Genomic DNA, 11437 nt, shown 5'->3' with positions numbered 1-11437 from the left:
CCAGCTTTGGTGGGTAAAATGTATTCTAAGATACATTTCTCAAGAGCGAGGGGGTGGAACGAACCACAAAGACACAAAGGACACAAAGATCGATCGATCCTATGTCAATTAAACTTATCACACAGAACCTAGAAGAGCCGGGCAGCCTATCATCTAACCCTGACATTAGCTCACTTTGTTAGATAAGAACTTTTTTAAGAATTATGATCGGCCTATAATAGTAACTGTAGTCACCCCTATCCTTTAGGGATAATTCTTGGTTTAGGGTTGATGTCCTTCAGCGCAAGCGAGATAGGTTATGAAAATTAGCGAACTAGAAAACTACTTAGCTCAGGTTAAGTCAGAGATTGGTGACATCGATATCGTCTATCAATGTCGCAACCAGCACTATAGTTGGTTGGACAAAATTAGAAGCCATCAACTGAAAGTGTTAAAAAATACCGCCGACACTAAATTATTGATTTCTCTGCAATAGCCATTTTCTCTTGCTAGATGCCGGCCCTGCAATCCGGTTTATCTAATCTGCTTAACAGTTTATCTTTTCTTCACTGTCGATAGGTTCTTAAACCAGCCGCGTCGCCAAAAGAAAATGATTAAACTGAAAGCAACGGTTAGCATCAACACCCAGACGAATACATAGCCCCAATACCATTCTAATTCGGGCATATTATAGGGGGATTTATCAGTATTAAAGTTCATGCCGTAAATACCGACAATGAAGGTGAGAGGGATAAAAATCGTCGAGATTACCGTTAAAGTTTTCATAATCTCGTTCATTTTATTACTCACGGAAGACAAGTAAAAATCCATTAAACCATTGGCAAATTCCCGGTAATTTTCGATAACATCGAGGATTTGTACCACATGGTCATAACAGTCCCTTAGATAGGGTTTAATCGTTGTATCGATGACAATGTACTCATCGCGTAAAAGGGCATTGAGGGTGTCTCTTTGCGGCCAAATTGCCCGTCGCAGGGAGAGTAATTCCTGACGTAGTTGGTAAATTTTTGATAAAGTCTGTTCCGTGGGACTGGCTAAAATTTCGTTTTCTAGCTCCTCGATTCTTTCTCCGTAGGACTCTAAAACGGGAAAATAACCGTCAATAATGGCATCCCAAATCGAGTAGGCTAAATAACCCGATTTTTGCTGCCGGATGGAACCTTTATTTAAACGGATTCTTTCCCTAACTCCCTCTAAAGAATCGTATTGTCCTTCTTCCTGCACGGTTAAAACATAATTCTTGCCGACGATTAAACTGATTTGTTCTAGCAAAAAACCCTGATGATCGATCAGGATGGCCATTGGCACTATAATTAAAATATAATTCTCGCATTCTTCTACTTTTGGTCTTTGGGGAATACTGACTATATCCTCCAGGGTTAGGGGATGTAAATGAAAAATTTCTCCCAACTCTTGCAGTTTATCTTCATTACCCAAACCGACGATATCAACCCAAGAGATGGAATCATTGGATAAATATTTAAGACAGTCTTGAGGTAAGAGATTATTAACTATAGTGGCTTGTTGAGAGTTATAATTAATTAAAGATATCTCGGTAGCAACGGCATTTTCATCGATGGTGATTAACCCCGGCATCGTCCCGGGTTGGTTATAGTGATAATCATAAAGGTGGGGTTTTGTCTCGGAGGATTTTCGCCCTTTTTTATACCTAGTTAATCTTTTGTTATTGCTCATAGTCGAGATCGATCGCTGTTGGCCTTTTCTTAGCATTGATCACTCAAAGATTCCTCAATTTTTAGCTAACTTTAAGATTGTCCAAGATTGTTAAAAAACGAAGATTAAACGTAAATGCCAATTATTAGCCGTTTCCCTCTCGATTTCGATGCGACGGATAAACTCGCGAAAATAAAAACGGCGCTCGATTTCCGATAAATCTCGCCAAAATTGCGGAAAAGCAACGGCACGAGCGATAATAGTCAGGTTATCGGGGGGTAATTGGTCTAAACGTCCTTGAATCTGCGCGATCTCGTTTTTCAGTTTATAGGCCCGTAGATTAGCCGTTTCTCGATCTAAAATTCCCGCCGCTTCTAGGGAGGACAATTGCGACAAAATATCGTTTTTTTGCCCTATTTCCTCGCTCATTCCCCGTTTGATCGCCTCTAAATCCGGTAAAGCTATCTGAGCGATCGTCGGTGGTAGGTCTTGACAAATGCGCTCGATTGTGCTATCTAGAATTTTCTCATAAGCGATCGCTGAACATTTTTTCGTCCGGGGACATTGCAAAGGTCGCAAATAGAGGTATTCTAGGCCCTTTCCTCGCGCCGTCACTTTGGTAATCGTCATCCCCGATTGACATTGACTACAGACGACTAAACCCGCTAAGGAACGCGGCGCGCTGGCACTGCGGGGGGGTAATTTGCGATTATTTCTCAAGATGCGATCGATCTGGGCTGCTTCTTCCCGGGAGATAATCGGGGTGTGGGTATCGGGGATAATATCTTGACCGAGATAGCACAAATCACCGCGATAAACGGGATTAGTCAGCCATTTATGGGCAGTAGCTACCGATATCTTTTTACCGTAGCGTTTTTCTAGATAGCGCACCGTGGAACGCAGGGAAGCGGAAATCAAAAAGCGATCGAAAAAGTCTTTGACTACCGGCGCGGTACTGCGATCGAGTATATAACGCTCCTTGCCACGACGATAACCGTAGGGAGCTTTTCCGGGGGGAGGCAAAGCTTGCAGACGATTGTGAGCGTGACCTGCTTTTAAACGATTACTTAGTTCGTTTTTTGATATTTCTTGCAGAATCTTGGCAAAATTCAGCTTATAATCTGGGTCTTCTAGGGCAATTATATCTATGTCGAGGGCTTCTAAGGATTGTAAAATTTTGCTAACTTCCGTGCCATTGTCTCCCAATTCTGCTAGGCGACGCAGGATCAGCAGTCGGGGGGGAGTTCCTTGACAATCGCGCAGCAGTTGCTGCCGTTGTGATCGATCGCCAAAATCCTGATACACTTGTTCGGGAGAATAGTCCCAAATCGAGCTATCGGGGGGACTATCGAGGAGGGGATTGGTATAGGTGTAGGCGATAATTTTCATGGGATTAAGGGTGGAAAATCACGATCAGCACTCCTGAAAAGGCCTTGATTTTTATCAATTAGCCTCTCCACTTCCAAGCGCTTATGAGCAGGAATCCCAGGATTGGAAGCTAAAATGATCATCGTCTTAACTCCGGTTTATTTGATTAATTCCACCCCATCTTTGCCGTCAATCTCCTGTAGATAAACTCTTACCTGTTCCTCGGCTGCGGTGGGGAGTTTTTTGCCGGTAAAATCCGGGTGAATTGGTAATTCCCGATGACCACGATCAACGAGGACTAATAAGCGGATTTTTTGCGGTCTGCCATACTCAATAATAGCATTAAAAGCGGCGCGGATCGTGCGGCCTTTATAGATAACATCATCAACTAAAATCACGGTTTTACCCGTGACATCTAGGGGCATTTTGGTTTTAGCAGGAGTGCGGGTTTTAATGCGATCAAGATCATCGCGATAGAAGGTAATATCGATCGCTCCCACGGGAACTTTTACCCCTTCTAGGCTCTCAATTTGACTAGCAATTAAATTAGCTAAAGGCACTCCTCGCGTGTAGATACCGATCAAAATCAAGTTATTTAAATCGCCACTTTTTTCGATAACTTCGGAAGCTAAACGGGTAATGGTGCGACGAATTTCGTCAGCCGAGAGAATTTCAATTAACTGTGGGCGCATAATTTTCAAAGACAAGGGGGGATAGGGAAATTTTGACGGCAATGGACTTTTTTTTTCTTTTTCTTTTTTCTTTTAAAACCATCTTCCCACTAAGGAATATAATTATTTTCACTTACCTATTTTAACTTGATCGCTCATGAGTGATGAATTATTGCAAAAATCTGCCCTAGAATTAGCCCAACTGATTCGCACTAAACAAATCTCCCCCCTAGAATTAACCCATTTATACCTTGACAGAATTGAGAAATTTGACAGTCAAATCGGTAGTTTTGTCCATGTCGCCGGGGAAAGCGCCCTAGCAACTGCGAGCGCCCAAACGGAACAATTAAGTCAAATCACCGCTACTGCCGAATTACCGCCTTTTTTTGGAGTTCCCACCGCCATTAAGGACTTAAATGCCGTCGCTGGAATGCCGGTTAGTTACGGAGTCGCCGCTTTACAGGGAAATATCGCCCAATACGACGAAGGAATCGTCGCCAGAATGAAAATGGCGGGTTTTATCCTTCTGGGCAAAACTGCCACTTCCCAGCTAGGTTCCTTTCCCTACACCGAAAATCCGGGTTTTTTGCCGACTCGTAACCCCTTCAACCGCGATTATACCGCAGGAGGTTCCAGTGGCGGCGCGGCGGCGGCGGTAGCGGCGGGTTTCTGCCCGATTGCCCAGGGTTCCGACGGTGGTGGGTCTATTCGTACTCCGGCGGGTTGTTGCGGTTTGGTGGGGATAAAACCCAGTCGTGGGCGCGTTTCCTATGCCCCGGTGGGGGAATTTCAAAGCGGTATCGCCACTAACGGCACTCTTTCTAAGACGGTGGCAGATGGGGCGGCGCTGCTTACCGTGATTTCGGGCTATACGACGGGCGATCCCTACTGGCTACCCGATCCGCCCTTTTCTTTCCTAGAAGCCACTCAGAGAGGCGTAAAACCCCTGAGAATCGCTTTTTCTACTTCCATATCCCCCTTCGGCGAGGCGGCTGCCGTCTATAAAAATGCTGTGATCGAGACGGCTAAAATTTTAGAGGGTATGGGGCATCATTTAACGGAGTATTCTCCCGATTTACAGGCTTTAATCGCTCCTTTTCGGCGTATTTGGCAAGCGGGGACGGCAGCGGCGGCAATTCCGAAGGAGTTATTAAGTCCCCTTAACCAATGGTTATTAGAGAATTCTGGCAGCGCGGGGGAATACCTGCAAGCGGTGCGGCAGATGCACGTTATTTCGCGGCAAATTGTGGCGATGTTTGATAATTTTGATGTCTTACTTTTGCCCATTTTCCTACATCAACCCCCCGGAATTGCTGAGTGGGAAAATTTACCACCGGAAGCAGCGGTTAATAAGATGATTAGTTGGATTGCCCCTTCTCCGATTGCTAATGCGAGTGGTTTACCTGCGATTGCTTTACCCACAGGGGTTGATAGTCAGGGTTTACCCGTGGGAATTCAGTTAGTGGGCAAACCTGCTGATGAAATCACTTTGTTAGGATTAGCGGCACAATTAGAGGCAGCTAATCCTTTAGGTTTGATGGCTAATTTTAACTAGCAATACTTTCGGTAAATTGGGGAATAGAAGCGATAAGTTTACGCGTGTAATCACTTTGGGGAGAGTTAATAATTTGGTTAGCTGTACCCATTTCCTCAATTTTACCTTTATTCATCACCATAATCCGATCGCTCATAAATCTGACAACACTTAAATCGTGGGAAATAAAGATATAAGTGAGATTAAATTCCTGCTGTAATTCTTTGAGTAAATTTAAGACTTCCGCTTGCACGGAAACATCTAAAGCAGAGACAGATTCATCACAGATAATAAACTGAGGATTTAAGGCTAAAGCGCGAGCAATACACACCCTTTGTCGTTGTCCTCCCGATAATTGATGGGGATAGCGATCGAACCAAGTAGGATCAAGTTTAACTCGTTCTAATAAATATTCTACTCGTTGCCGTCGCTTTTGGGAATTGCCGCCGGTATGATGAATAACCATCGGTTCTAAAATTGCTTTACCAATGGATAAACGGGGATTCAGGGAGTTGTAGGGATTCTGAAAAACTATCTGTAATTCCCGTCTCAGTAGTCTTAATTTTGGATCGCTGGGGTTTAATTTAGCGAGATTTTCTCCTCGGAAATAGATATTTCCAGAAGTAGCAGGAATTAAGCGCAGAATTGTCCTTGCTAAGGTAGATTTTCCACAGCCAGACTCACCGACTAAACCGAGGGTTTCCCCCTGTTTAACGGCAAAACTGACGTGATCTACGGCATTAAAAAAGGTCTTTACTTGCCCGAAAACTCCCTTGACTGGAAATCTAACCGATAAATTTTCTACCGATAAAATATTCTCGTGATCTTGTAACCCTTCGATTCTGCTTTCTTCCTCCTGGAGAGTAATAAATTTAACTGCTGGTGGAGTAATTTCCTGTAATTCAATAATCTTACCTTGAGAGTCTTTTTCCACTCGTAAAAAATCGCTGACGGTGGGCAATTTTTCTGGACGAGAGTTTAAGCGGGGACGACAGGCAAGTAAACCTTTTGTGTAGGGATGTTGGGGATAATTTAATACTTCTTCTTTCGGTCCCTGTTCGACAATTTCTCCTTGATACATCACGACAATTTGATCGGCAATTTCGTTAATAACTCCTAAATCGTGGGAGATAAAAACCATTGACATTTCTCGATCACTTTTGCACAAATCGCGTAATAATCTTAATATTTCTGCTTGGACAGTCACATCCAAAGCGGTGGTTGGTTCATCGGCAATTAATAGGGTAGGATTACAAGAAATCGCCATAGCAATCATTACCCTTTGTAATTGTCCCCCCGATAATTCGTGAGGATAACGCTTGAGAATTGCCTCTTTTTGTTCCTGAATATAAGTTCTAATTTTTTCTCTGACATGACCCTTATTTTCTAAGGGAAAAGTTTCTATATACTTCTCCTCCAACTGTTGATCACTGGGTAATAAGCGCACTTCTTGCAGTAGAGAGATGGCTTGATTTTTTGCCTGTTCAGTGGTGACTTTTTGATGCAGTAAAATTGCTTCGGTAAGTTGAAAACCGATGTTATAGACTGGATTAAGAGAACTCATGGGTTCTTGGAAAATCATCGCCATTTCTCCCCCGCGATAATAACGCAATTCTTCCGGGGGAATAGATAATAAATCTACTGCTTGCATTGACGGACCTTTTGCCGGACGAAAGGAAATTTCTCCCCCGGTAATTTTCCCCGGAGAGGGAACCAGTCCCATGAGTGCAAGGGAGGTGACGGATTTTCCTGAACCCGACTCCCCCACACAACCGAGAACTTGACCTTTCTGCAAGCTAAAACTAATGTTATTAACGGCGACTGTTGTTCTTTTCTGATTAGAAAATTCAACGGTGAGATGGCGAACGTCGAGAACTTTGTTATCCATGGGTCTTTAAACAGAAAGACAGATTCGATTTACTTATAAATATAGCTTTTTCTGTTCCCAGTAGCTGGGTGCAATTAATTCGTAGATAGCTGGCGACATCTCGCTTGCAAGGGAGAATTTTGCCAGCATTAAGAAGATTTTCGTCTCTCAGCGATCGCCATTTACCAGAGACTTGTCAGACTAAATCCTGTTTAGACCGATAATTGAGAATAGTTATACCAAATCCGGTTATTAAAGACTGATTATCTATTGCTCCTATTGCCTATTGCAAGAGTGCCTATTGCAAGAGTGCCTATTGCCTCTCCTCATAAGTAGCCTATACTCGACGGATTTAGTATAAAAAAGGAATAGAGCCTGAAACTCTATTCCTGAATCAAAAATTGCAGTTAATTTTTAACCCTATACTACCGCAGAAGTCAAAGCTTCTTTGAGGATAGCGGCTTTATCGGTTTGTTCCCAGGGTAAATCGAGATCATTGCGGCCAAAATGACCATAAGCGGCCACATCTTGGTAAAAACGCTCGCCTCTTTCACTGGGTAAACCGCGCAGGTTAAAGGTTTGGATAATACCGGCCGGACGGAGTTCAAAGTATTTATTGATTAAGTCCAGAATCACATCATCGGCGACTTTGCCAGTGCCAAAGGTTTCCACGAAGACACTTACCGGACGAGCTACCCCAATCGCATAACCCACTTGAATCTCGCACTTATCGGCCAAACCAGCCGCGACGATATTTTTGGCCACATAACGGCAAGCATAGGCCGCGGAGCGATCGACTTTGGTAGGATCCTTACCGGAGAAAGCGCCGCCACCGTGACGAGAATAGCCACCGTAGGTATCGACGATAATTTTCCGTCCCGTTAATCCCGCGTCGCCTTGGGGTCCACCAATGACGAATTTTCCGGTGGGATTAACCAGATAACGGGTATTGGCATCGGGTTTAATCTCTAAATCGCTGAAGACCGGTTGTACTACCGCTTCCCAGAGATCACTTTTAATCTTTTGTTGGACGAGATCATTATCGGTGATATCGCCGATAGTAGCATCGTGTTGGGTAGAAACAAGGATAGTATCGATACCCACGGGACGACCATCTTCATAAATGACCGATACTTGCGTCTTACCATCGGGACGCAGATAGGACAGTTCACCCGTTTTTCTGACTGCCGCTAAACGGCGAGCGATGCGGTGGGCTAAACTAATCGGTAAGGGCATAAATTCGGGGGTTTCATTGCAAGCGAAACCGAAGACAATACCCTGGTCTCCCGCACCAATTTTATCGAGTTCATCATTGCTGAGAAGTTCGCGATTTTCCTGAGCAGCCGTGACACCCTGGGAAATATCGGGAGATTGTTCGTCTAAAGCGACTAAAACGGTGCAACTATTCGAGGAAAATCCGTTATCTGCGTTGATATAACCGATTTCAGCGATTTTACTGCGAACTAAATTGACGAAATGAACCTGCGCTTTCGAGGTGATTTCACCGGTAATCAAGACTAACCCCGTATTGACAACCACTTCAGCCGCTACACGACTGTGGTCATCTTGGGATAACAGAGCATCGAGAATGGTATCAGAAATCTGGTCACAAATTTTATCGGGATGTCCCTCTGTAACCGATTCGGAGGTGAACAAATAACGTTTAGACAAGTGATGTCCCTCACATGGTAGTACATTTGAACGGTAAAAGATTCTCGGAAATCTTTGACTATACAGTGTAACAGGGAATTTGTAGAGATCGAATATTTTCAATAAGAAACCGCCCGAACATTGTCCGGACGGAGTGTGGTGTGAGGAGTGAACGGAAACTTGCGTCTCCGCTAATTCCATTGTAGATGACAACTTAGAATCTTGAGCGATTTGAAACAAACTAGCCCAAAAAAATTTTTATCTCTTCAAGGGGTTGACTAATGCCCGATCCCCGTCTCGATGATGTAGCCTGATTAATAGAGGTCGCAGAGCTATATGCAAAGATTATGACAGTCACAGCCGATTATTTAGAACAACTCAATCCCTCCCAGCGCCTTGCTGTCGAGCATTTTTGCGGCCCCTTGTTGGTGGTTGCTGGGGCAGGATCGGGAAAAACTAGCGCTTTAACCTATCGTATCGCCCATTTGATCCGTCATCATGGGGTCGATCCGGAAAATATTCTCGCGGTCACTTTTACCAATAAGGCGGCCCGGGAAATGAAAACTAGAATTGAAAAAACTTTTGCTCAACAAAAAGCACAGGAAAAATACGGTCAAAGATTAGAACTTTTGGAAGAATACGAACAGAAAAAACTCTTTTCTCAAGTTTATCGGAATTATACTAAAAAACTCTGGATCGGGACTTTTCACAGTCTTTGCGGTCGGATTTTGCGCTATGACATTAATAAATATCAGGATGAATATGGTCATAGTTGGCAAAGGAATTTTTCGATTATGGATGAATCTGATGCCCAGAGTTTGGTGAAAAATATCGTCACTAAACAGATGAATTTAGACGATAAAAAATTTGATGCTCGCAATCTACGTTATGCGATTAGTAATGCCAAAAATTTAGGTTTAACCCCCAGAGATTACGCCAGAGAAAACCCTCATTTTCGGGGAAAGGTCATTTCTGAGGTTTATCAGGCTTATCAGATGCAATTGGCACAAAATAATGCCCTAGATTTTGATGATTTAATACTGGTTCCAGTCCGTCTTTTTCAGCAAAATGAATCTATTCTCGGTTATTGGCACACGCAATTTAAGCATATTTTAGTCGATGAATACCAAGATACTAACCGGATTCAGTACGAGTTAATTCGGCTTTTGTCCACCAATGGTGAAACCCAAAAAAGTGAGTGGAATTGGACGGATCGATCGATTTTTGTGGTAGGTGATGCCGACCAATCTATCTATAGTTTTCGGATGGCGGATTTTACTATTCTGCTCAATTTTCAAGCGGACTTTGGCGATGGTTTACCCGATGATGATACTCGCACGATGGTGAAACTACAGGAAAACTACCGTTCACGGGAGAATATTCTGCAAGCGGCAAATAAGTTAATTGAAAAGAATAGTCAAAGAATCGATAAAGTTCTTGTTCCCACCAGAGAAGGGGGTGATAGTATTTATGTTTTTAAAGCCAGAGATGAACAGGAAGAAGCGGCTTTTGTTATCGATAAAATTCGAGAATTTACCCAAGAAAACCCCGAATTAAATTGGGGTAGTTTTGCCATTCTCTACCGAATTAATGCCCAATCTCGTCCTTTTGAAGATGGGTTAATTCGCAATAATATCCCCTATAATATTGTCGGGGGATTTAAATTTTATGATCGACAGGAGATTAAAGATGCGATCGCCTATTTACGAGTGATTGCCAATCCTGCCGATACGGTTAGTTTACTGAGAATTATTAACACTCCCCGGCGCGGTATCGGTAAAACCACAATCGATAATTTGCTCAAAGCTGCCCAAGAATTAGGAGTGCCTTTATGGGAAATTATCAGTGATGAAACTTCCGTTAATACTCTCGCCGGTCGTGCCACTAAAAGCATCAATAAGTTAGCTAAAATTATCCAAAACCTGCAAGAAAAAATCACCGATTTATCCGCTAGTGAAATCCTAGACCAAATCATGGAAGATTCGGGATATATCGATGAGTTAAAACAACAGGGAACCGAGGAAGCTGATACCCGGATCGAAAATATCCAAGAACTTTATAGCGCCGTGGTACAATTCCAAGAGGAAAACGAGGAAACTAATCTACGGGAATTTCTCGCTAGTGCTAGTTTAGCCTCGGATTTAGATAATCTTCAGGAAGGTCAAGAAAAAGTCTCGTTAATGACCCTTCATTCCGCCAAGGGTTTAGAGTTTCCTCTCGTCTTTTTAGTCGGTTTAGAACAGGGCATTTTTCCCCATAATCGTAGTTTAAACGATCCCATTGCCCTTGAGGAAGAACGGCGTTTGTGTTATGTGGGAGTGACTCGGGCCAAGGAACAATTATTTTTAACCTACGCAAAAGAAAGATATGTCTGGGGGAATAAAGAGATGAAGGTAGCTTCCCAATTTTTGCAGGAATTGCCCCCAGAATTGCTGACAAGCAACCTGAAACCGAAAAAGACCCCAAAAGTGGTTGCCATGGAAAAAGCTGTCTCTGATCAAAGAAAATGGCAGGTAGGCGATCGAGTGTTACACTCTACTTTTGGAGAAGGAGAAGTGACCCATATCCTCGGTACGGGCAAAAAAATGAATCTAGCGGTCAAATTTTCGGGTTTAGGTCAGAAAATCATCGATCCTCGCACCGCACCCATGCAACTTATCCAGGAATAGGGGA

General features: G+C 43.3%; 8 protein-coding genes. 3 read left to right on the top strand and 5 right to left on the bottom strand.

The window, feature by feature from the left end; translation table 11 throughout:
- The first annotated feature begins 298 nt into the window (after positions 1-298).
- Entirely contained in the window at positions 299-475 is a 177-nt protein-coding gene (locus ACE1AQ_RS04515; protein ID WP_008199960.1) for a hypothetical protein, read from the top strand.
- A 59-nt stretch (positions 476-534) separates the two neighbouring features.
- Here ACE1AQ_RS04515 and corA read toward each other — a convergent pair whose 3' ends face one another.
- The 3 genes from corA to pyrR all read right to left on the bottom strand — a co-directional run bounded on the left by corA (position 535) and on the right by pyrR (position 3734).
- Positions 535-1695: a magnesium/cobalt transporter CorA gene (gene corA, locus ACE1AQ_RS04510; protein WP_039899808.1), complete on the bottom strand. Its 1161-nt coding sequence runs from the start codon at positions 1693-1695 to the stop codon at positions 535-537.
- 90 nt (positions 1696-1785) lie between these two features.
- Entirely contained in the window at positions 1786-3063 is a 1278-nt protein-coding gene (locus ACE1AQ_RS04505; protein WP_110543998.1) for a recombinase family protein, read from the bottom strand.
- Between the two features lie 137 nt (positions 3064-3200).
- Positions 3201-3734, bottom strand: coding sequence for a bifunctional pyr operon transcriptional regulator/uracil phosphoribosyltransferase PyrR (gene pyrR, locus ACE1AQ_RS04500; protein WP_008199968.1), 534 nt, complete (start codon positions 3732-3734; stop codon positions 3201-3203).
- 136 nt (positions 3735-3870) lie between these two features.
- On the opposite strand from pyrR, the gene ACE1AQ_RS04495 reads away from it, so the two are divergent.
- Positions 3871-5268 carry an amidase gene (locus ACE1AQ_RS04495; RefSeq protein WP_110543996.1) on the top strand — a complete coding sequence of 466 codons (1398 nt, stop codon included), beginning with the start codon at positions 3871-3873 and terminating at the stop codon, positions 5266-5268.
- On the opposite strand, the gene ACE1AQ_RS04490 is transcribed toward ACE1AQ_RS04495, so the two are convergent.
- Together ACE1AQ_RS04490 and metK are read right to left on the bottom strand one after the other, a co-directional pair.
- Complete coding sequence (locus ACE1AQ_RS04490) at positions 5261-7135, bottom strand: ABC transporter ATP-binding protein (RefSeq protein ID WP_110543994.1); 1875 nt, start codon at positions 7133-7135, stop codon at positions 5261-5263. The two genes, ACE1AQ_RS04495 and ACE1AQ_RS04490, sit on opposite strands and share 8 nt — an antisense overlap.
- Before the next feature lie 399 nt (positions 7136-7534).
- A complete protein-coding gene (metK, locus tag ACE1AQ_RS04485) occupies positions 7535-8785 on the bottom strand; it encodes a methionine adenosyltransferase (RefSeq protein ID WP_039899812.1) in 1251 nt (416 codons plus the stop codon).
- Positions 8786-9111: 326 nt separating this feature from the next.
- Here metK and pcrA point away from each other — a divergent pair, with 326 nt between their 5' ends.
- The gene (pcrA, locus tag ACE1AQ_RS04480; RefSeq protein ID WP_374807941.1) at positions 9112-11433 is read left to right on the top strand and encodes a DNA helicase PcrA; all 2322 of its coding nucleotides are present in this window, start codon (positions 9112-9114) and stop codon (positions 11431-11433) included.
- The last annotated feature ends 4 nt before the right edge of the window (positions 11434-11437 follow it).

It is taken from the genome of Microcystis sp. BLCC-F209, assembly GCF_041928595.1.
GTDB lineage: Bacteria > Cyanobacteriota > Cyanobacteriia > Cyanobacteriales > Microcystaceae > Microcystis.
The sequence above is the reverse complement of the archived record's forward strand: the minus strand, read 5'-3'. Positions and strand labels throughout refer to the sequence as shown.